This is a genomic window from Psychrobacter sp. R86515 (assembly GCF_042466315.1).
Taxonomy (GTDB): Bacteria; Pseudomonadota; Gammaproteobacteria; order Pseudomonadales; family Moraxellaceae; genus Psychrobacter.
This window is the reverse complement of record NZ_JAXHCC010000001.1, coordinates 246,443-267,668: the sequence shown is the minus strand read 5'-3', so window position 1 is coordinate 267,668 and position 21,226 is coordinate 246,443. Positions and strand designations below refer to the sequence as shown.

The 21,226-nt window shown below is 42.0% G+C and carries 19 protein-coding genes; 15 read left to right on the top strand and 4 right to left on the bottom strand.

Translation table 11 applies throughout. The annotated features are described in order from the left end of the window. Positions 1-22 precede the first annotated feature (22 nt). From gshB to lpxC, 8 genes are all read left to right on the top strand, one after another. Positions 23-994: a glutathione synthase gene (gshB, locus tag SJY28_RS01105; RefSeq protein WP_379543133.1), complete on the top strand. Its 972-nt coding sequence runs from the start codon at positions 23-25 to the stop codon at positions 992-994. Between the two features lie 296 nt (positions 995-1,290). Further along, entirely contained in the window at positions 1,291-2,376 is a 1,086-nt protein-coding gene (gene murG / locus SJY28_RS01100) for an undecaprenyldiphospho-muramoylpentapeptide beta-N-acetylglucosaminyltransferase (RefSeq protein WP_379543132.1), read from the top strand. A 66-nt stretch (positions 2,377-2,442) separates the two neighbouring features. After that, complete coding sequence (murC, locus tag SJY28_RS01095; protein ID WP_101205772.1) at positions 2,443-3,882, top strand: UDP-N-acetylmuramate--L-alanine ligase; 1,440 nt, start codon at positions 2,443-2,445, stop codon at positions 3,880-3,882. Between the two features lie 23 nt (positions 3,883-3,905). Beyond that, positions 3,906-4,898: a D-alanine--D-alanine ligase gene (locus SJY28_RS01090; RefSeq protein ID WP_240990988.1), complete on the top strand. Its 993-nt coding sequence runs from the start codon at positions 3,906-3,908 to the stop codon at positions 4,896-4,898. 377 nt (positions 4,899-5,275) lie between these two features. Further along, positions 5,276-6,064: a cell division protein FtsQ/DivIB gene (locus tag SJY28_RS01085; RefSeq protein ID WP_379543131.1), complete on the top strand. Its 789-nt coding sequence runs from the start codon at positions 5,276-5,278 to the stop codon at positions 6,062-6,064. 164 nt (positions 6,065-6,228) lie between these two features. Beyond that, entirely contained in the window at positions 6,229-7,521 is a 1,293-nt protein-coding gene (gene ftsA, locus SJY28_RS01080; protein ID WP_057761435.1) for a cell division protein FtsA, read from the top strand. A 265-nt stretch (positions 7,522-7,786) separates the two neighbouring features. Continuing rightward, entirely contained in the window at positions 7,787-8,992 is a 1,206-nt protein-coding gene (ftsZ, locus tag SJY28_RS01075) for a cell division protein FtsZ (protein WP_379543130.1), read from the top strand. A gap of 323 nt (positions 8,993-9,315) precedes the next feature. After that, positions 9,316-10,233 (top strand): UDP-3-O-acyl-N-acetylglucosamine deacetylase, encoded by a 918-nt coding sequence (lpxC, locus tag SJY28_RS01070; protein WP_379543129.1) that lies wholly within the window; start codon positions 9,316-9,318, stop codon positions 10,231-10,233. 298 nt (positions 10,234-10,531) lie between these two features. On the opposite strand, the gene SJY28_RS01065 is transcribed toward lpxC, so the two are convergent. Then, entirely contained in the window at positions 10,532-11,047 is a 516-nt protein-coding gene (locus SJY28_RS01065) for a hypothetical protein (protein WP_379543128.1), read from the bottom strand. A gap of 249 nt (positions 11,048-11,296) precedes the next feature. Here SJY28_RS01065 and SJY28_RS01060 point away from each other — a divergent pair, with 249 nt between their 5' ends. After that, complete coding sequence (locus SJY28_RS01060; protein ID WP_160022325.1) at positions 11,297-12,025, top strand: CHAP domain-containing protein; 729 nt, start codon at positions 11,297-11,299, stop codon at positions 12,023-12,025. A gap of 119 nt (positions 12,026-12,144) precedes the next feature. Here the strand turns inward: SJY28_RS01060 and SJY28_RS01055 are convergent, their stop codons facing one another. After that, on the bottom strand, positions 12,145-12,918 hold the full coding sequence (locus SJY28_RS01055) for a hypothetical protein (RefSeq protein WP_379543127.1): 774 nt from the start codon (positions 12,916-12,918) through the stop codon (positions 12,145-12,147). A 219-nt stretch (positions 12,919-13,137) separates the two neighbouring features. Further along, on the bottom strand, positions 13,138-13,449 hold the full coding sequence (locus tag SJY28_RS01050) for a YhbY family RNA-binding protein (protein ID WP_057761426.1): 312 nt from the start codon (positions 13,447-13,449) through the stop codon (positions 13,138-13,140). A gap of 334 nt (positions 13,450-13,783) precedes the next feature. Between SJY28_RS01050 and SJY28_RS01045 the strand changes: the two genes are divergently transcribed. From SJY28_RS01045 to SJY28_RS01020, 6 genes are all read left to right on the top strand, one after another. Beyond that, the gene (locus SJY28_RS01045) at positions 13,784-14,416 is read left to right on the top strand and encodes an RlmE family RNA methyltransferase (RefSeq protein ID WP_379543126.1); all 633 of its coding nucleotides are present in this window, start codon (positions 13,784-13,786) and stop codon (positions 14,414-14,416) included. Between the two features lie 401 nt (positions 14,417-14,817). Further along, positions 14,818-16,713: an ATP-dependent zinc metalloprotease FtsH gene (ftsH, locus tag SJY28_RS01040; RefSeq protein ID WP_057761422.1), complete on the top strand. Its 1,896-nt coding sequence runs from the start codon at positions 14,818-14,820 to the stop codon at positions 16,711-16,713. Positions 16,714-17,170: 457 nt separating this feature from the next. Further along, on the top strand, positions 17,171-18,064 hold the full coding sequence (gene folP, locus SJY28_RS01035; RefSeq protein WP_379543125.1) for a dihydropteroate synthase: 894 nt from the start codon (positions 17,171-17,173) through the stop codon (positions 18,062-18,064). A 127-nt stretch (positions 18,065-18,191) separates the two neighbouring features. Further along, positions 18,192-18,473 (top strand): succinate dehydrogenase assembly factor 2, encoded by a 282-nt coding sequence (locus SJY28_RS01030; RefSeq protein ID WP_296207081.1) that lies wholly within the window; start codon positions 18,192-18,194, stop codon positions 18,471-18,473. Positions 18,474-18,525: 52 nt separating this feature from the next. Beyond that, positions 18,526-18,984 (top strand): hypothetical protein, encoded by a 459-nt coding sequence (locus tag SJY28_RS01025; protein ID WP_379543124.1) that lies wholly within the window; start codon positions 18,526-18,528, stop codon positions 18,982-18,984. A 241-nt stretch (positions 18,985-19,225) separates the two neighbouring features. Beyond that, positions 19,226-19,939: a YidB family protein gene (locus tag SJY28_RS01020; RefSeq protein ID WP_379543123.1), complete on the top strand. Its 714-nt coding sequence runs from the start codon at positions 19,226-19,228 to the stop codon at positions 19,937-19,939. A gap of 186 nt (positions 19,940-20,125) precedes the next feature. Here SJY28_RS01020 and SJY28_RS01015 read toward each other — a convergent pair whose 3' ends face one another. Then, entirely contained in the window at positions 20,126-21,217 is a 1,092-nt protein-coding gene (locus SJY28_RS01015) for a regulatory protein RecX (protein ID WP_379543122.1), read from the bottom strand. Between the last annotated feature and the right edge of the window lie 9 nt (positions 21,218-21,226).

Below are 21,226 nucleotides of genomic sequence, written 5' to 3'. Positions count from 1 at the left end.
TATAACGTAAGTGAGTTTTATCATGAGCCAACAAAAACAAGAAAAGTCGCTAAAAATACTCGTTATTATGGATCCTATCGAGCGGGTCAATTATAAAAAAGACACCAGTCTCGCCATGATGTGGGCCGCTCAAGATCGTGGCCATCAGCTTGGTTACTGTCAGATTCATGACTTGTGGTTGGACCGTGGTCAGTTGATGGTTGATACGCAGCCGCTTACAGTAAAGCGTGATCCTGCAGATTTCTATACATTGGGTGATAAAAGCACAGGGCCAGTCGGCGACTATGACGTGATTTTGATGCGCAAAGATCCGCCGTTTGATATGCGCTTTATCTATGCCACTTATATGCTTGACCATGCCAAAGCAGCAGGCGTGCTCGTGGTCAATGACCCACAGGCGATTCGCGACTGCAATGAAAAGTTATTTGCGACGTGGTTTAGCGATTATATGAGCCCAACGATTGTGACCAGCAAACAAGCACATATTCGTAAGTTCATCGCTGAACAGCAGGACGTCATCGTCAAGCCATTAGATGGCATGGGCGGCACTGGCATCTTCCGTTTGACTGCTGATAGTCCAAATATTGGAGTGACGTTAGAGATACTGACTGAGCTTGAGACTTTGCCCATCATGGCGCAGCGTTATTTGCCAGAAATCAAAGAAGGCGATAAACGCGTATTAATCGTCGATGGAGTCGTGGTAAATTATAGTTTGGCTCGTATTCCAACCAAAGGCGAGACCCGTGGTAATCTAGCAGCTGGTGGTAGTGGCGTTGCTATGCCATTGACTGATATCGAACGCCAAGTAGCAGAAGTTGTGGCACCAATCGTCAAAGAAAAAGGCCTAATGTTCGTTGGTCTAGACTTGATCGGTGGGCGTATCACTGAGATTAACGTTACTAGCCCAACATGCGTACGTGAGATTGATGACCAGTGTGGTACAGATATCGCGACCGATTTTATCATGGCGGTTGAGAATAAATTTACTGCGTAGCTTTCGCTATGTCCAGGAACGTTTTGAATTAAAGAATGTTTTGACTACGTAAAACCCATATTTTGAGGTATTGTTAGTCATTGATTTTTCTTACCGTTTATTAGCATTACACGATGCCAAGCCGTGACTGATCATGGCTTGGATTTTTGTTATTTTTGCTGCATAAAGTACTGTATATAAGACAATGATTTCCTCTATACTATGCGGGCTTTGGCTAGGTCATTATTTTTTATAATTGTTACCGCCGCAGTGAGATAAACCCTTCATATAAATAAAGTAAAGATAGGCAGGCGTTCATGAAAACACCGCATATATTGATGATGGCAGCTGGTACGGGCGGGCATGTTTTTCCAGCGCTTGCAGTGAGCGACGAGTTGACCCAGCGCGGTGCGGTAATTCATTGGTTGGGAACGCCAAACGGTATGGAAAACGGTTTGGTTGAGCCAGCAGGTTATCCTTTTCATGCTATTAATATGCAAGGACTTCGTGGCAAAGGCATTGGTCGACTACTGAAGCTACCAATGACTCTGCTATCCGCGACGATGGCAGCCGTAAAAGTGATTCGTAGTAGTCAGATCGATGTAGTCGTTGGGTTCGGTGGCTATGTCACTGCACCCGGCGGTATCGCTGCGCGTATGACTAATACGCCATTGATCATCCATGAGCAAAATGCCATTGCTGGCATGAGCAATCGCTACTTATCTAAGCTGTCGACCAAAACATTACAAGCGTTTGAAAACACCTTTGCCAATAGTCAGCAAGATGCCAAGCTTGAGACAGTGGGCAATCCTGTGCGTAATGCCATTACTGGTGTCGCAGAGCCAACGGTACGCTACGATGTAAATGACAGTTCACCGCTTAAGCTGTTGGTAGTCGGCGGTTCACTTGGCGCTCAGGTATTAAATGATACAGTACCAAAAGCATTAGCATTACTAGATCAACCATTTGAAGTCCTACACCAGTGTGGACGCAACAATGAAGCAGCCACGCAAACGGCTTATAGCGCACAAGACCTAAACAACCATCAGTTTACTGTACAGCCTTTTATTGATGATATGGCTGCAGCTTATAACTGGGCAGATATCATCGTTTGCCGCGCAGGTGCATTGACCGTGACGGAAATTCAAAACGTCGGCATCGCCGCTATTTTTGTACCGCTACCGCATGCAGTGGATGACCATCAGACGGCTAATGCGCGCACGTTGACCTCACATGATGCTGCAATTCTACTGCCACAGTCAGAGCTATCTGCCAAAAGTCTAAGTGACGAGCTTGGCGCACTCAATCGAGAGAAGTGCTTGGCGATGGCGAAAAAAGGCCATGCATTAGCTAACCGTAGTGCGAGTAAGCAAGTTGCTGACATCATTTGGCAAGCGCTATAGTCTGTCGCTCATACCCCTTATTTGAATTTACTAAGTTTTATTGACCTTTAATAAAGAGAGATCCTTATGCCTACCTCTGCGAAAGCTCTACCTAAGCGTTTGATTGAAATACCAGAAATGCGCCGCATTCAGCATTTGCATTTCATCGGTATTGGTGGCTCAGGCATGTGCGGTATCGCTGAGGTGATGAACAATCAAGGCTATCAAGTCAGTGGTTCTGACATCGCAGAAAGCTTGGTGACTAAACGATTACAGCAAATCGGTATTGAAATATCTATCGGCCATGACTCTAAAAATATTGCCAATGCTGACGTTATCGTTGTCTCATCAGCGATTGATCGTAGCAATCCTGAGGTAAAAGCAGCACTTGAAGCTCGCCTGCCAGTAGTACGCCGCGCTGATATGCTTGGTGAACTAATGCGCTATCGTCACGGCATCGCAGTTGCTGGCGCGCATGGCAAGACGACGACGACCAGTTTGCTAACCACAATGATGGCAGAAGGACAGCTAGATCCTACTTATGTCATTGGCGGTAAGTTAAATGCGTCAGGCAAAAATGCAGCATTGGGTAGCAGCCGTTTCTTGGTAGCAGAAGCTGATGAGTCTGATGCATCATTCTTGTCATTGCATCCGATGGCCGCGATTGTGACCAATATCGACCAAGACCATATGGAAACCTACGAAAACAGCTTTGATAAATTAAAAGCCGCTTATATCCAGTTTCTACAAAACATGCCGTTTTACGGTTTGGCAGTGGTCTGCGGTGACGATCCTGAGCTGTATGCAATGATCGATGATATCGGTCGTCCAGTATTGACCTTTGGTCTTGAGCCGTTCAATGATGTACAAGCTGTAGACTTAGTGACAGAAGGAACCAAAACTCACTTTACCGTATTGCGCCGTGACCGTGAGCCATTACGCCTGACGTTGAACATTCCTGGTACACATAACGTTTATAACGCGCTTGCTGCCATCACGATGGCGACTGATGAAGGCGTTGATGATGCAGCGATTGAGCGTGCCCTGCAAAAATTTGAAGGCGTGGGCCGTCGTTTTGAGCAGCATGCTTCTGTCGATATCGATGATGGTAATGTCTTATTGATTGATGATTATGGTCATCATCCAAAAGAAGTCGATGCGACCATTAAAGCCGCTCGCCAAAGCTTCCCTGATCGTCGTTTAGTGATGCTATTTCAGCCACATCGTTACAGCCGTACCCGTGATTGCTACGACGATTTTGTAGAAGTGCTATCGAGTGTTGATGAGCTATTGTTATTAGATGTTTATTCAGCAGGTGAGAGTCCAATTACCGGCGCTGATACCAAATCACTAGCGCGCAGTATCCGTTTGCGCGGTGAAGTTGAACCGACTATTATTGATAAAGACAATCTAGCCCCTGTTATGCAACGTTTGCTAAAAGCCAACGATATGCTGATTACCCAAGGCGCTGGTAATGTCGGGCAGATTGCTATCGATTTGGCTGCCAATAACCTTTATATTAAGTAAGCTAAAATTTAGGGACGATTCTCATGACAACTGATAATAAAGACAATAATAGCACTCAAAATGCAGCTATCAATGATACATCTTTAGACACGACGACTCATACAAAAGACGCTAGTCAGTTTGGCAAAGTAGCCGTTATTTATGGTGGCAGTAGCAATGAGCGCAGCGTGTCTTTGGACAGTGGTGCGGCAGTATTGCAAGCGCTGCAAAACCAAGGTGTTGATGCGACTCATTTTGATCCAAAGCATCAAGACATCACTGAGCTACGCAAATATGACCGCGTGTTTAATGTATTGCATGGTCGCGGCGGCGAAGATGGCCTACTGCAAGGCGTATTACAGTGGTTTGATATACCGCAAACTGGTTCAGGGATTCTAGCTTCGGCATTAGGCATGGACAAAGTACGTACCAAGCAATTGTGGCAAGGTTGTGGCCTTTCAACTGCACCATTTTCATTATTGACGGCTGATACTGACTGGCAGCAAGTGGTTAACATGCTAGGTTTGCCACTCATCATTAAACCAGTTCATGAAGGTTCAAGCATTGGCATGACCAAGGTTAATCATCTTGATGAGCTGCCTGCCGCTTATGCAACTGCAGTGGAATGTGGTGATGCGGTGATGGCTGAGCGCTGGATTACAGGTCGCGAATTTACAATTGTAATTATCGATGATGAAGCCTATCCAGTGATTCGTCTCGAACCAGCTGATATCACTAATTTCTATGATTTTGAAGCCAAGTATAATCGTAACGATACCAGTTACTACATTCCCTGTGGATTGAGCGCTGCTGATGAAAAGCACCTGCAAGATTTAAGCCTTGCAGCATTTCGTGCAGTAGATGCAAAAGGCTGGGGACGTATCGACGCCATGCAAGATGAAGCAGGCAATTTTTGGTTGCTTGAAATCAATACCGTACCAGGTATGACCAGTCATAGTTTGGTTCCGATGGCGGCCAAAGCTCGCGGACTAGATTTTGATGCACTATGCTGGCACATTTTGGCGCAAACACTATAACTGTCAAATCAACTAAATTGAGCAGATAGTGACGACTCTTTGTGTCACTAGAGCTGCTATACCACAGCTTCATGTAAACTTGTGTAAATTCGCTGCTGGTAGTTGGTGTTTGGCTATTGTTTAACCATAAAATACGTTAATATTGTAAGAATAGGTCTATTTCGGTGATATTTATGTTGTTTTGTGAATACAACTGATAACTTATTCATAATTTAAGAAAAATGTTACGTTTAAATCAACGTAATCGCTGTATATAAGCTATATTTTTAATAAAATTTGATAACATATCGACTTAATAAGCTTCTGCCAAAAATACGCAGATTTATATCAATAAATAGCATGATCAGTTTTATGCAAATATAGGGACAAAGGTCGTTATGGCTCAAACTGTCAACGAGGTAACTGACTTGATGAGTGATAAAGCCGGTCGCCCAAAATCTAAGATCCAAATACCGGCAACGGTAAAGTATCTATTTATGGTACTGGTCTTAGGTTTGCTAGTGCTAATATTAATGATGGGCGGCAAAGCGTTACGTGATGCACCGCCAGCAAATATTTATGTCAGTAATCAAGGTTTGTCTGCTGCTCAATATCGCTCATTACAAGACGTGATGGAACAACAACAAGTAAGCAGCTTTTTTACTTCTGATTTGCAAGCATTGCGCGATATTACGATGGGCTTAGCTTGGGTAGACCAAGTGAGTATCTCTCGTGATTGGCAACGCGGCATCGTCGTCAATGCATTACCCAAGCAAGCAGTTGCCAATTTTGGTACAGAACGTTTGGTTGATGCAAAAGGGGCTGTATTTGTTCCTGCTGATAGTAGAGATTTAACACAAGAGCGTTTTGCGACCTTGCAGGGTGAGATGTCTCAAGCACCAGTTATTATGCAACAAATGCAGCAAGTTAATGATTGGTATGCACCGCTTGGTATGCAGGTCGACGATATCATTCTGTCACCGAGAATGACTTGGTTAATCCGTTTTGACAATGGGCTACGTGTGATTGTAGACAATGAAAATACGGCACAAAAACTACTGAATTTAAGCCAGTTGCTTGGCAATCAGTTAAGTACGCGTCGAGATGAAATGCAGTCTGTAGATTTACGATACAAAAATGGCTTTACCATTGCTTGGAACGTGACACAGAGTGCTGAATCAGAATAGCCTAAGTAAGCACTACATCTATGCATAACCGATGTGAGCTAATACGGTTTATTTAGTTTGAAGAAAATATGTACAACATCATAGCGTATTAGTAACGCTTTTTTTAATGATTTAATAGAAGAGCATCACCTGCTCTTCTATTTAGCGATAATTTGTCTGGTACCATGAAAAATAATGAAAATCTGGTTGTTGTCCATCTAAGTGCCACGGCAGTATATGTCGTCATAGGCAATGTTGTCTCTGCAAAAGACATTCGTATTTTGGGCGTAGGACAAGTTAAAAACAGCGATTTTTATCAAGGTCAAATAAAGCATCGTGAACGTCTGCAAGGTGCTATTAAGCAAGCCATTCAAGAAGCGGAAGACACCGCTAACTGCCGTGTGCATAGTGTTTGGTTAACCCTTGCGACCCCTGAGCTATCTAGCAAAAACAGTGCTGGAGAGGTCAAAGTAGAAGATGAAGTCGTACGTGCCAAAGACATGGTACAAGCATTGGCCAATGCAAAATCGCGTGATTTATCATCAGACTATTATTTGATGCATTGCTGTCAGCAAGGTATCTATGTCGATGAGCAAGATTTTATGGTGGATGATGTCATCGAAATGATGGCACACAATATCACCGTGATGTACCACATGATGATGATGCCTGTTGCCAGCCGTCAGAATATCCAAAAACTATTGCAAAGTTGTGACGTCGGTATTGATCATATTGTTTTCGATGCAGTGACCAGTGCTGAGTATAGTTTGATGACTGAGGAACGCCAGCAAGGGGTTTGCTTAGTAGACATCGGTGCTAGTACGACCAGCATTTGTGTGTATAAAGAGAATAAACTGATTTTTACACATTGTATAGCAACAGGCAGTCATGAAGTGACAATGGATATTTCAGCTGATTTTGGTATTTCCATGATTGAAGCTGAAAAGCTGAAGAAGTCCCATGGCACAGCTGATGTTAATAGTGTCGACCCAAGCGCCTTCTTTTTGTTCAAACCTCAAGGATCGGGCGACGAAATCAATATTGGCATCTATAACCTAGCACGTATTATTGAAGCTCGTTACGTTCAGATATTTACTGAAGTAGCGCGTCAATTACACGAAGCAGGTTTGATAGGCTATATCGATAAAGGGATTGTGTTGACTGGCGGCGGTAGTACGATTAAAGGTATGATACCCTTTGCCAAGAAGCTACTAAAAATGCCTGTCGTACTGACCAACACTCATCCTGCTATCAGTGCTTATAATCATTTTGATAATGATGAGTCATTTAAGCTATTAAATAGTCAAGTGAATGACCGTGCTTATCAGACAGCTTTTGGCACATTGCTATATAGTCAAAGTGAGCAATTCCGCCGTAGCGAAAAAAGCGAACCTGAAGCGATTCAAAACAATCGAGTATCAGGCGTGTTTCGGAGTGCGGGTCAACGGTTTGCAAATGTCTTAAAGAAAATATTATAGATCTGTTTAATCTCATATCTAGAAAATCCATATATTATGGAATGTCTCTAAATTAGTTAAGCAAAAAATAAAGTAACATTGCGAATAAATTAGTTTTAAAAATAAAGTATTAAGTGATAATGACATATTATTGTCTATACTGATCGATTTTAGCCATACCCTGTTTTATTTAAATACATTTATATATAGTATGTCGATAGCGCGCCACATGAGTGCGTTACTATGTATCGACTTACACGCTATCTGCAACTGGAGAATCTTTTTTATGTCAAAATACACCATGCCAGATGATAATCAGCTTCAAAACAATGGCCAAGCAAGCTTCACTGTATTCGGTGTTGGTGGCGGCGGCGGTAATGCAGTTGAACATATGGTACAGCAAGGCATCAGAGGTGTAACGTTCGTTTGTGCCAATACAGATAAACAAGCGCTAGATCGTCTTACTGCACCGCATAAACTGCAACTGGGTGCAAAAACGAACCGTGGTCTAGGGGCAGGCGCAAATCCAGAAGTGGGTCGTGAAGCAGCAGAGAGCGAAGAAGAAGCGATTCGCGCATTGCTTGAGCACTCTGATATGGTATTTATCACTGCTGGTATGGGCGGCGGTACTGGTACAGGCGCAGCGCCAGTTGTTGCTCGTATTGCGAAAGAAATGGAAGTACTAACAGTTGCTGTTGTGACCACGCCATTCAAGTTCGAAGGTGGTAAGCGTATCAAAGCTGCTAAAGCAGGTATTGAGCAGCTGACTAACTTTGTCGACTCAATTATCACGATTCCAAATGATAAGTTAATGAGTGTATACGGCAACATCTCTATGCAAGATGCTTTCAAAAAAGCGGATGATGTATTGCTGCATGCCGTTCAAGGTATTGCGGAAACCATCGCTAGCGAAGGTATGATCAATATTGACTTTAACGACATCCGTACGGCGATGACTGCGAAAGGTCATGCTATGATGGGTATTGGCCGCGCCAGCGGTGATGATCGTGCGCGTCAAGCGACTGAAAAAGCCATCAGATCACCACTACTTGATGATTTGCGTTTAGAAAATGCAAAAGGCCTATTGGTTAACGTTATTTCTTCAGAGTCACTGTCACTAGATGAAATGAGCAAAATCAGTGCAATAGTCGAAGAAATTACTGATATTGATGACGCTCACATTTTCTATGGTTCTGTGATTGATGAAAAAATGGGTGACGACTTACATGTAACCGTCATCGCAACTGGCTTAACGTTAGACGAAAATGCAGGTCAAGAGCCAGAAGTAGTAGAGCAGCCAGTACCTTCTGTTAATAGCACGCAACCTGTCGATCCTAACGTGCATACCAGCGCTTTAAACAGTCAGAAGCAGTCACAAGCTCAGCAGTATCAGGATAGCGTTGCACGTTCTAGTGCAAGTGCACCTCAAGAGCAGCCTAAGACTAAAACAAACAGTATTCAAGACTATTTAAAGCGTCAACAGAATAAATAGTACTTCTAATTTACTGTGAATAAGAAAAGGCCAGCGTTTTGACGCTGGTTTTTTGTGTTTAAGGAAAGATGAAACGTTTTCTATAAGAAAAATCATGAGAATTTTCTATGTAAACTATATGTATATGACTGTCGAAACGTATATGAGCATCGTTGTTTTATAGCATTAGATAGGCTATATAAAGTACAAATCAGTAATAGGATATTGACGATAAGTGTTATCAATCAAGGAGATAAGAAAATTAGCGCTTTTTATATATAGCGAATAAGGGGTCGGTAATGGTACACTATGTCAATTGTAACAAAATATGTGAGAAGACAACCATGAACCAAAGAACCATAAAAACAGCAATAGCCGTTACGGGTACTGGTCTACATAGTGGTCAGCCTGTTGACTTGGAGTTTCATCCACAGCCGATTGACACTGGTATTGTTTTCGAGCGCTCTGATATAGAAGGTAGTCAACCAATTCCAGCGAGTGCGTTTTTAGTACAAGACACCATGATGTCATCGAATTTAGTGTTTGGTGGTACGCGCGTGGGCACCGTTGAGCATCTGCTTAGTGCCATCGCTGGTCTAGGCGTGGATAACCTATTGATTCGTGTCTCTGCTTCAGAGATACCAATTATGGATGGTAGCGCTGCGCCTTTTGTTGCGCTCTTACTTGATGCAGGATTTTGTGAGCAAGAAGCGGCCAAGAAATTTATTAAAATTATACGCCCAGTACGGGTAAAGCTAGAAGATAAATGGGCAGAGCTACGTCCTTATGAAGGGTATGAATTAAATTTCGAAATTGATTTTGATCATCCTGCGTTTGATAAGAACTTTCAGCATGCACAGTTGCAGTTCTCTACACAGAACTTTATCGAACAATTAAGCACTGCGCGTACTTTTGGGTTTTTACGTGATATAGAAGCGCTACGTCAGAATAACCTAGCACTTGGCGGTAGTATGGATAATGCTATCGTTATTGATGATGCCAACATACTTAATGCCGAAGGCTTACGTTTTAACGATGAGTTTGTCCGTCATAAAATCTTAGATGCTTTGGGAGATTTGCATCTGATTGGCTACCCAATTTTAGGTCGTTTTAATGCCTATAAGTCTGGTCATGCTCTAAATAATTTATTAGTACGTGAAATACTGTCTGATGAAGATAACTTTGAAATTGTAACTTTTGATGACAATGTAACCTGTCCTATCGAGTATTTGCCACTTAGTGATTTGGTTATTGAAGGATAAATACAGGAATATACAGGAAGTATCGAAACATTTACGCAATATTACATAGACGGCTCATAATTACATTTATACAATATGCTATATTTTGAATATATTATCTATATGATTATATGAATTTTCTGTTAAGGCATATAATACAAAAGCTGTAGATGGTTTTTAAATCCTTCGTTAGCTATATCCATAATCTGGATGTAACTAACGAAGGATTTTTTTTATCTGATACATTACAAAAATCCATCTTTATCAATGCCATCACCTGCTCTTATTTACATAACTTTACATTTAATGGTCAGTATTTTTAATGATTAATCAAACGCAAAAGGGCTTTTCTGAGATTTTCATCAGTGGTGACATGCTCTGCGGCCTGTGATATAGTCCGTTTTGTGTTCTGGCTAAGCGCCTGATTTTCATTGGCTTTACGAGAATTTGGCAAGTGCAGTGATGATGTTGACGATTGTTTAGATGAATAATTATCGGCAGAGCTTTTAGCCACAACGACACGAATTTGCTTGAGTTGTTTAAATGTAATTGACTGCTCTGTTAGTATTTGCAAATACGAGCTATGTAAATAGCGAATATGATTTGCTGCTGTCATTGAGCTAACACTTAATATCAACTGCTCAGGTGTTAAGCCTACAACCCAACAGGTATTGAGTATTTCTTCAGGTAGACAGTCTACCAATAGCTCTTTTATCTCGTTGGTTGCTTCTATATATAGTCGCATGTTGTTAGCAAGTGTTTGAGGTAGCGCGCTACCAGCAAATGCTTGATGATCTATAAGCTGGGCAAGCCGATTAGGCTGTTTTTTTGACATCGTAAGTACTCATCTAATAGGTGACAAACTCGATACTCATAATAGACATGCTAAAAGCAATATATAGCAGATGGCTTATAAGATAGTTGACTAGGTGGGAAGTACTACTGGCACTAGTCACTATTTGAAAAGAATGAACCGTTGTAATAGGGATTTTATCACGTCTATTTGATGATTATATCCTCTAAATTAATTGATGCTTCGTTACGGATGACGAGCAGACTTGTATTAACAATAGGTAGTAAATTTATGAAACAAGCTTTATTAATTTTGTCAGTATTGGGAATGGGTATCGCACAGACGAGTGGTGCTGCCGAGACAACCTTTCAACCAAATAATACCTTGAGTCATACCATCACAAATATTTCTACTTCTGCGAACTATGGTTCTAGTCGCAATATCTATAGCACTAACAGTGGTGCACATGTATATAGCAACGATGAGATCAGTCAAGCAATTGACAACCTAAGCGCTCATGCTAAGCAAAAAGAGTATCAGCTCGCTTCACTGACCAGTCGTTTGTCTTACGAGCAGCGTCAGCAGCAAGCAAGCCGCGTACCTGACCGCAACTCTGCTCCTGCTATTGCAGCAGCAAATGCCTCTCGCGTCGCTCTATCTAGAAGCTCTGGCTACTGTGCTCGCTATGTACGTAAAGCGTTACAATCAGCAGGTTACGAATTTACACCTAACCCTTCGGCCTATCAGTACGCCTCTCGTGGCACGCTAGCCCAAGCTGGCTTTACCAAGATCAGTAACGACATGGCACCACAAGTTGGTGATGTCGTTGTCTATAACCGCACGTCAAGCCGTCCACATGGTCATATTCAGATTTTTGATGGCAATGACTGGGTATCTGATTTCCGTCAAAACAGCATCAGCCCGTATAGCGGTACATACAGCTATACGACATGGCGTGATTCGCAGTATGTTGATGATGCATCAGATCGTGGTATCTACCTTGCAATGGCTGATAAATAAACATCAGTTAAATAAGATTAAAGTTTTCTCCAAACTCAGTAATGCTCTTTATGACATTACTGGGTTTTTTTTATGCTTTAAACTGGGATGTCTAAGTGAGTACAGCTCATATAAACAAATCAAAGCTCAAAATTTGGCCAATAGTCGCGATTGTGAAAGTCAGGAGGGGAGGCATGGCCCGAGGCAAAATATAAGTCAGTCTTGCCAAACCATAAGATGACACAAGGATGTATTTGTTCGATCATCATGTTTGCAATAGCGTATTGTTGATTCTGTAATTGAGTTATAGGTAGGCTAAAGCTACGCTCATAATGAGCAGGTGTCTGCACTACCGTTGGAGTGCTAGATAAATGGCTTTCTATTGATGTGGCTGTCAAATCATTATGCTTATTCCAGTTAATAGATGCGCGTGTGGTTCCATCGGTTTCGTACAACGGTGCTGGCGGTAGTGTCGAAGGATTACGATAGCTCTTAAATTGATAAAGAGCGTAACGACCATCAGGGCTAGTATTGATCTCTATATAAGCGGTTGCTTGCTGAAGTGGTATCTTGTGAGGTTCGGTCTGGTCAGATGCTACGACATCTTCATTATTAACCTTACTACCATCAACCTCACTGCCAGCAATAAAACATTCAAGGCAGGTTTCTTCCCATAGATAATCAGTGAAATTTACTTGAGTTTGTTGCCATGTTGGCCAATTGAGTTGATTAGCTAGAATTTGACTAGGCAGAGTCACTTGATAGGTCAGCACTAGTTGCAAAGCTGGTTGCTGGATGATCTCTACACTTACTTCGATAGAGATATTCTCAAGCGCTTCTATAGATACACCTAGTTGCTGAGCGTCTTTCGCTATCGTCTCGGTGGCTAGACGGAGGTTAAAAGCTTGTTTCATTATAAGTACATCTCGACGGTAATAATAAAGAGGGGATAGTGACAAGAGAAATTATACTGATTCAGGGAACTAATACTATATGTTAAGTATAACCGAGACTATCGGAGAACATAAAAGCCGCGAGCAAGATGCGTCGCGGCCTTTGTATTTCATTATCGTTTGGCTATGATATAAGTGAACATAAAACCCAGTCACTTAATGCCAGTCTATCATGACATATTACTGCGCGTGACGTGCTAGGTTAGACAGTTTTGGGTTGGCATTTGGGTTTTTGCGTAGTAATAATGCCATACGACCAATAGAGTGAACCAAAGACGCATTAGCCGCTTTAGCAAGTTCAGCGCCAACGATGTCACGCTCTTCTTTCGTACCAGCAGGCAATTTCACTTTGATAAGCTCATGATCTGTTAGCGCGCGATCAATCTCTTCAGTAATGGTTGGAGTAATACCCTTGTTGCCGATCATAACGATAGGCTTTAGCTCGTGACCGATGCCTTTTAGACGTTTGATGGTAGCGTTATCGAGTTGCATAGAATTCCTAGGTGTTGGTAAAAATAAAAATGGTACTGTCAAAAACAGTTATTGATCATTATAGATAATCTGTGACCATCTTGCATGAGATCAGCAGGATTTTGCACGATTTTACGTGACGAAAATGTTAAACTGAATGTTTGGTACATTATAAACGCTACTGCCTTATAAAACAGTTATTTAACCAATAGAATTTGGTCAGTTTGCAACCAACCATGAATAAAAAATTTGATTAACACCGTATTTAGAATAATCCGCATCTGATTAATATCAGTTTGTAAGTGATAGAGCAATTAAAGCAGCTAGATTTAGTAAAGCAATAGGAGCAGGTATTTTGGCCACGCGTATCGAAAACAAAAAACTATCAAAGAGCAGCAGTGCTTGGATGAAAGAGCATATTGACGATCATTATGTACAAAAAGCTCAAAAAGATGGCTACCGTGCCCGTGCCGCTTATAAATTATTAGAGATTAATGAAAAAACCAATCTAATCAAAAAAGGTATGACGGTCGTAGATTTGGGCAGTGCGCCTGGTAGCTGGTCACAAGTCGCTGGTCGATTGGTAGGTGACGATGGTATCTTGATTGCCTCTGATATTTTGGCAATGGATACCTTGCCTGATGTGACCTTTATTCAGGGTGATTTTCGTGAAGCTGAAGTGTTTGACGCTATTATGGCAGAAGTGGGTGATAGACAAGTCGATGTCGTATTGTCTGATATGGCACCTAATACCGCTGGGAACAGTGCTATCGATCAGCCACGTATGATGTACTTATGTGAGCTGGCTGTAGACTTCGCGCTTGCAACCTTACCAGAAGGTGGCGCACTTATTATGAAAGTGTTTCAGGGTGAGGGTACACAAGAATTACGCAAGCAGATGCAGCAGGATTTTAGTAAGATTCGTAGTATAAAGCCAGGTGCGTCACGACCACGCTCAAAAGAGATGTTTTGGATAGCGGTTAAATAGTTTTAACATCAATAGGTTGCTGCTCTTGTAAGCGAGAGTGTAAACCACCATAAAGTGTTATTATCGCGATATAAAATCTGCGTCAATTGTTAAATGAATAATCGTGAAACCTGCTTGAATTATGCGGGTTAGCACCACATATCATGGTATATTACCTTTGTTTTTAGCATACGTTTTAGGCAAAGTCGTCTGATAATAAGCGTTTTACAAGCTCAATGATCGTATATCTATGTTTATCTCATACTGATTATTTATAAAAACAATTTTTATGCTACCTATAAATCATATAAGTTTAATTTAGCAGCTTTTTATTATCGGGATATTCGTTAAAAATGAGCAATACGTTTATAGACGTCACGTGTTTAATAAACACACCAATAAGTAAGGGATGGGAATAACTAGTGAGCGACATGGTAAAAAATACCTTATTGTGGCTGGTGGTAATCGGCGTTTTGGTGCTGGTGTTTAGCGGCTTTGATCAATCTTCTGAGCCGGATAACCTTAACTACTCTGAGTTTGTGACCGCTGTGTCAGAAAACCAGGTAGCCAGTGTCGAGATCGACGGCGAACAGATCACCGGCGAAAAGAAAAATGGCTCATCTTTTGAGACCATTAGACCAGCTGTGTCAGATGACCAGCTCATGCCAATGCTACGTGAGAACCAAGTCGAAGTTCAAGGAACTGCACCAAAGCGCCAAAGCGTATTGATGCAACTACTGATAGCCAGCTTCCCAATTCTATTGATTATTGGTCTGTTCTTATTCTTTATGCGTAATATGCAAGGCGGCGCTGGCGGTAAAGGCGGCGGCCCAATGAGCTTTGGTAAATCAAAAGCGAAAATGCTGACCGAAGATCAAATCAACGTTAACTTCGAAGATGTGGCCGGTTGTGAAGAAGCCAAAGAAGAAGTTGTTGAAGTGGTTGAGTTCTTACGTGATCCAGACAAATTTACCAAACTGGGTGCAACGATTCCTCGTGGCATCTTGATGGTAGGTCCTCCAGGTACAGGTAAAACCTTGTTAGCGAGAGCTATTGCTGGTGAAGCTAAAGTGCCGTTCTTCTCAATTTCAGGCTCTGATTTTGTTGAAATGTTCGTCGGTGTTGGTGCATCACGTGTTCGTGATATGTTCGAACAGGCGAAGAAAAGCGCTCCTTGTATCATCTTTATTGATGAGATTGATGCAGTCGGTCGTCATCGTGGTTCCGGTATGGGCGGCGGTAACGATGAGCGCGAGCAGACATTGAACCAGTTATTGGTTGAGATGGATGGTTTTGAAGGCAATGAAGGCGTTATTGTTATTGCTGCAACTAACCGTGCCGACGTGCTCGATAAAGCATTACTGCGTCCAGGTCGTTTTGACCGTCAGGTGCAAGTAGGCTTGCCAGATATCAAAGGCCGTGAGCAAATATTGAAAGTTCATTTGAAGAAACTGCCGAACACAATCAGTGTAGATGCCAGTTCTCTTGCTCGTGGTACGCCTGGGTTTAGTGGTGCACAGCTTGCCAACCTTGTAAACGAAGCTGCATTGTTTGCCGCACGTCGTAACAAGACTAGCGTCGATATGAATGACTTTGAAGATGCGAAAGACAAGCTATATATGGGTCCTGAACGTAAATCCATGGTAATCCGCGAAGAAGAGCGCCGTGCAACTGCATATCATGAAGCAGGTCATGCGCTAGTAGCTGAGCTATTGCCAGGTACAGATCCGGTGCATAAGGTTACTATTATGCCGCGTGGCTTTGCTCTTGGTGTGACTTGGCAGTTGCCTGAGCATGATCAGACCAGTATGTATAAGTCGAAAATGCTGAGCGACATTGCTATTTTGTTTGGTGGTCGTATCGCTGAAGAAGTGTTTATCAATCAAATGTCGACGGGCGCTTCGAACGACTTTGAACGAGCTACCAAAATGGCACGTGCGATGGTCACGAAGTACGGTATGTCTGATGCACTTGGTATCATGGTGTACGAAGATGATGACAACTCGCAAGGATATTTCGGGGGTGGTGGACGTACTATCTCTGAAGCTACCCAGCAGAAGGTCGATGAAGAAGTGCGTCGTATGCTAGAAGAGCAGTATGATATCGCTCGTGAACTGATTGAGGCTAATCAGGATAAGATGCATGCAATGGTTGATGCGCTTATGAACTGGGAAACTATTGATCGTGACCAACTGCAAGATATCTTAGCAGGTGAAGAACCGCGACCACCAAGAGTTTACCAGCATAACGAAGTAAACTTGTCGAAAAACGATGTCAAAACAACGGGTGCTACACCGCCACCATTACCGGCGATGTAAATGCTAGCGTACTCATGTTTTATAAAAAGCCCTTTATGACAGAGGGCTTTTTTTATTGTCATCATTTTATGAAGGGTTTAGAACCCTATAAGATTTACTGGTATCATAAGCATAGATAACAATAAATAGGGCGTGTTGAACATTCACAAATAGGCACTGCTAATCGCTAAAACTGTTCCAGACAAGGCATAAAGTGACGGTAATGCTCCAGCCTTAACTAGGTTTGCAACGTACTGCTTGTATGGATCTGGGGGCAGTTTTAGGCTCAGCTCTAATATTAACAGAAGGAGACAGGACTCTTTTTTACCATTTCATTGTTAAAAATACACGCTTAGAATGACTAAACTTACTATTTTTAACGTCGAACTGTCTAAAAAATAGTCTCTGTCAATGCCATGGTCGAATGTTCAATACGCCCTAAAGCTGCATTATAAATTTTACTTGTGATGGATTATTCATGTCATTTTTTCAACCTTTACCCAACTATCAAATGTCTAGCCGTGATAAAACATTAGATTTGTCGCAGCCACATGTCATGGGCATCTTAAACGTAACGCCAGATTCATTTTCAGACGGTGGGCAGTTTAACGCAGTAGATAAAGCCGTCGCTCATTGTCAGCAGATGATAAATGAAGGCGCTACTATTATTGATATCGGTGGTGAATCTACTCGTCCAAATGCGAAAACTGTGGCGACTGATGATGAGATACAGCGAGTTGTACCAGTGGTTCGAGCCATTCGTAAGTATTGTAGTGACAGTATTTGGTTATCGATTGATACTAGCAGTCCTGAAGTCATGCAGGCAGCATTTAATGAAGGCGCTGACATTTGGAACGATGTACGAGCACTGAAACGTACTGGTGCGGCAGAGCTGGCGGCTAAGCTTAATATACCTGTTATGCTAATGCATATGCGCGGTGAGCCAACGACAATGAATAATCTGGCACAGTATGACGATGTGATCAATGAGGTGCGTACGGAGCTGCTCGACCGTATTAACGAAGTAGTGAGCATCGGCGTCAAACAAAGCAATATCATTATCGATCCAGGCTTTGGTTTTGCTAAGAACTATGAGCATCATTGCGCGTTATTAAGTCAGCTGAGCAGCTTGCAGACATTAGGGCTGCCAATGATGTTTGGCATTTCTCGTAAGCGTTTCTTGGCAGAAGTATTGACCAAAAGTGGGGCTGAAGTTGTGAGTACGACGCAAGCGGTAGAACGTGATTCGGCAGGAACGGCAGCTGGGCTATTTGCCTTACAGCAAGGAGCAAGTATCATTCGTACGCATAATGTGGCGATGATGCAGCAAGCAGTGGCCTTATGGAGTCAACTGTCAGCATATCGTTGTTAATATCAATTTATACACGCAAATGCGCAATAATATTCTTAGGCTTATAAATATTCTATACGCTATGCTTAACGTCTATTTCTAAACTATCTAAATCCACAAGACTATCCAATTTAATAAGAGTAAATCTATGACTAGTACAACTCAACCAGAACCAACCAATGAGCAACGCCGTATTATCTATCAAGCTCGCCGCGGATTAAAAGAATTGGATTTTTATATTGATCCTTATGTTAAAGAGCTATATCTGACAGCAGATGCTATTGAACAAGCAACATTTGCAGAAATGCTCACTCATGAAGACCCAGACTTGCTTGATTACTTTACCAATCAAAATCGTCCAGAAGAGGACGACATCTGGGCATTGGTCAATAAGATAAAAACATGGCGCCACACCAAAGACTTGGTTTAGGTCTTAAGGAACGGGTCAGCACAATATCTAACGTTTCCCATGGTACGCTTATATGACGCTAGTAACCTCGCTACGTATTGATACAGCTATCACGCCTGCCAGTTATTTACGCGCGCTGCTGTATGTAGGCTTGACTGGGGTTATGATGATATTGGCATGGTTTGCATCTTTGGCTTTGTGGCAGTATTTACTAATCTTAATAGTCTCGGCAGCAGTTGCAAGTTATCTGATTATATCGAGACCAATACTATTACATATTAGTCAGCCATCGCTCAGTCAGCGTATTGATAAAGAATGGCAATTACTGATACGAACGGGCCGCGGCGATGAGTTATGGCAAGCAGAGTTAGTTGATATAAATCGCTATCAGTGGGCAATGAGTGTCGAATTCAATATTGTTGAGCCTTATCAAAAAACGTTTTCGACTACTATATTTCGCGACCAAGTAAATCACGAGCACTGGCGACAGTTAAATATTTTAGCCAATACCAGTAAGAGTAATGCTAGATAACTGGTTATCTACTGGTCTTAGACTTCTCCTTTTACGGTGAAAAATCTCTACACGTCATAACAAAATAGCTATCTCAAAGGACAAAGAGGTTTGTTATATTAAAATCTGTTATATTAAAAATAGAAAATAAAACTCGTAATTCTGCTGTCCCGTTATTAAAGAACATGTATGCAGATATGGTGTTTCATAAATTTTAGCAGTATTTTTGTACTAAACAATACGATAAAAAGAGGAATAGATAATGAGCTTATTAGGGAATTTAGTGAGCCAAGTGGCACGTAGTGCAATGAATCCAGACGATGCTCAGCGCAATCCAGTTAACCAACGTACTGAAACACGGCAGACTGGCGGATTAGGTGATATTTTAGGTAGCGTATTAGGCGGCGGCAGTCAGGCAGGTGGTTATAGCCCTCAACAAAATAGTCGTCAAGCAGATAATGGTTTTGGCTTAGATGACATCATTGGTGGTCTCACGGGCGGTAGTCAGCGCGGCGGTATGAGTTCAGGTGCTGGCGGACTAGGTGATATTTTAGGTAGTGTATTAGGTGGTCAGCGTACTAATAGTGGGTTCGGTGGTAAAGGTATGCTCGTCGCTGCGTTGATGCCTATGGTACTCAGTTGGATCAAACGTAATGGTGGTTTGAGTGGGGCGTTGTCAAAAATCACTGGTATGGGCTATGAAGGTCAAGCACGCTCTTGGATGAGTAATAACGAAGCAAACGATAATTTAAATCCAGACGAAATTAACCGTTTGTTTGACGAAAATGAAATTCAGCAAGTGGCCGCTCATACTGGTGCTAATGAAACTGAGGTAAGACAGGGACTCGCTGAGCTGTTGCCTGAGGTCATGAATCAGCTAACGCCTAATGGTAATCTGGACAATGAGTCTGAGGCCAATGAAGAGATAGATCAAATCATTAGCCAGCTATCTAGCCGTCTTGGTAATTTTAAGTAGTTTGTTCAAGTAGTTTGGCAGCTCAAAATTCGAAAATTTCTAATGGAATACTTAAAAGTCATGTAGATTAAAATAATTGATAGTGTTGATTAAAGGGCACGTTATATAACGTGCTCTTTTTTATGTCTATCACAAGAGTATGACTGTCGATAAATACCGCTTGGCAGTGATAGCGATAGTAAGCCCTTAAAATCGTTCGTCTAGGGTCTCTGTAGTATGGTTAAGTGCGGCAAAGCAGATATCGGTATTAAACCCTCTATACTGTAAAAAACGTAGCTGCTTAGCTTTTTCCTTTTGCTCGATTGGTATCTCATTACCGTATTTTTTAGTACGAGCTATCACCGCCAGTTTTAGCCAATCTACACCATCGACTAGGTTGTCTGCATCATCATCTACAAACTCACTAAATTCATCAGACTCAGTATTTGCCATATCGATTAGCTCATCGATGTTACCTGGCATAGCAATCTTCTTACGATAGAACTCTTGTTTGATCCGACCACGTCCGCGACCTTTACGGATATTCTCACGTATCAGCATTAGGGTAGTGCGGTAATCACTTTGGTAACCTTTTTCTTCAAACTCATCGAGCAGTGCATCAATTTTTTCTGGGTCTTGTTCTTTGTCGATCAGCTTTTGCTTTAGCTCAGCCTTACCGTATTCACGGCGTGATAAATAATAAAATGCGAGCCAACGCAATCGACTTTCAGCTTTGATCGCATCGATTTCTGCTTGTTTTTGTTCAGGGGTTCGTAAGTAGGCTTTGAGCGCGGCTGGTATGTTATCGTTTTGGCTGTCTGTTTCACTATCATTGATAGAAAAAAGCTCAGCTTCATTTTCTGAGTTTTTGGATAGCGGCTCAGTGCTACGACCATTGTCTGTTGCTAAGCTGTTGTCAATTTCGTCATTATGAATGTCGAGTTTAACTTCTGCTAGCATCTCTTTGATGGTTTGCGCTTCAGGTGGTTGATATATAGGGGTGTCACTAGGCTCAGCGGTAAAATTAGCCGCTGGATGAAAACGCTTTTTACGTTTTTTAGATTTAGAGTTCTTTTTTGGCTTAGGAGATGAGTCTTCGAAAAACGCTGTATCAATAGTAGCATCATTCGTGACTGAATCATCTTTACTTGAACGGATAGTCCGTTTACTAAATTTCTCTGGTTTTTTAGACTCTTTCGTATGAGAATCTTTGGACAGTTTTTTTGGTTTACTATCAACAGAACTAGCTGAGTCGGCACCCGACTCAGCTAGGATTTCAGCTAAGGTTTTAATTTTCATAATGAATCA

What these genes read in the sequence shown, in the direction of transcription:
- gshB (WP_379543133.1), top strand. Translation starts at nt 23, where the DNA reads ATGAGCCAACAAAAACAAGAAAAGTCGCTAAAAATACTCGTTATTATG.
- murG (WP_379543132.1), top strand. Translation starts at nt 1,291, where the DNA reads ATGAAAACACCGCATATATTGATGATGGCAGCTGGTACGGGCGGGCAT.
- murC (WP_101205772.1), top strand. Translation starts at nt 2,443, where the DNA reads ATGCCTACCTCTGCGAAAGCTCTACCTAAGCGTTTGATTGAAATACCA.
- SJY28_RS01090 (WP_240990988.1), top strand. Translation starts at nt 3,906, where the DNA reads ATGACAACTGATAATAAAGACAATAATAGCACTCAAAATGCAGCTATC.
- SJY28_RS01085 (WP_379543131.1), top strand. Translation starts at nt 5,276, where the DNA reads ATGGCTCAAACTGTCAACGAGGTAACTGACTTGATGAGTGATAAAGCC.
- ftsA (WP_057761435.1), top strand. Translation starts at nt 6,229, where the DNA reads ATGAAAAATAATGAAAATCTGGTTGTTGTCCATCTAAGTGCCACGGCA.
- ftsZ (WP_379543130.1), top strand. Translation starts at nt 7,787, where the DNA reads ATGTCAAAATACACCATGCCAGATGATAATCAGCTTCAAAACAATGGC.
- lpxC (WP_379543129.1), top strand. Translation starts at nt 9,316, where the DNA reads ATGAACCAAAGAACCATAAAAACAGCAATAGCCGTTACGGGTACTGGT.
- SJY28_RS01065 (WP_379543128.1), bottom strand. Translation starts at nt 11,047, where the DNA reads ATGTCAAAAAAACAGCCTAATCGGCTTGCCCAGCTTATAGATCATCAA.
- SJY28_RS01060 (WP_160022325.1), top strand. Translation starts at nt 11,297, where the DNA reads ATGAAACAAGCTTTATTAATTTTGTCAGTATTGGGAATGGGTATCGCA.
- SJY28_RS01055 (WP_379543127.1), bottom strand. Translation starts at nt 12,918, where the DNA reads ATGAAACAAGCTTTTAACCTCCGTCTAGCCACCGAGACGATAGCGAAA.
- SJY28_RS01050 (WP_057761426.1), bottom strand. Translation starts at nt 13,449, where the DNA reads ATGCAACTCGATAACGCTACCATCAAACGTCTAAAAGGCATCGGTCAC.
- folP (WP_379543125.1), top strand. Translation starts at nt 17,171, where the DNA reads ATGTCATTTTTTCAACCTTTACCCAACTATCAAATGTCTAGCCGTGAT.
- SJY28_RS01030 (WP_296207081.1), top strand. Translation starts at nt 18,192, where the DNA reads ATGACTAGTACAACTCAACCAGAACCAACCAATGAGCAACGCCGTATT.
- SJY28_RS01025 (WP_379543124.1), top strand. Translation starts at nt 18,526, where the DNA reads ATGACGCTAGTAACCTCGCTACGTATTGATACAGCTATCACGCCTGCC.
- SJY28_RS01020 (WP_379543123.1), top strand. Translation starts at nt 19,226, where the DNA reads ATGAGCTTATTAGGGAATTTAGTGAGCCAAGTGGCACGTAGTGCAATG.
- SJY28_RS01015 (WP_379543122.1), bottom strand. Translation starts at nt 21,217, where the DNA reads ATGAAAATTAAAACCTTAGCTGAAATCCTAGCTGAGTCGGGTGCCGAC.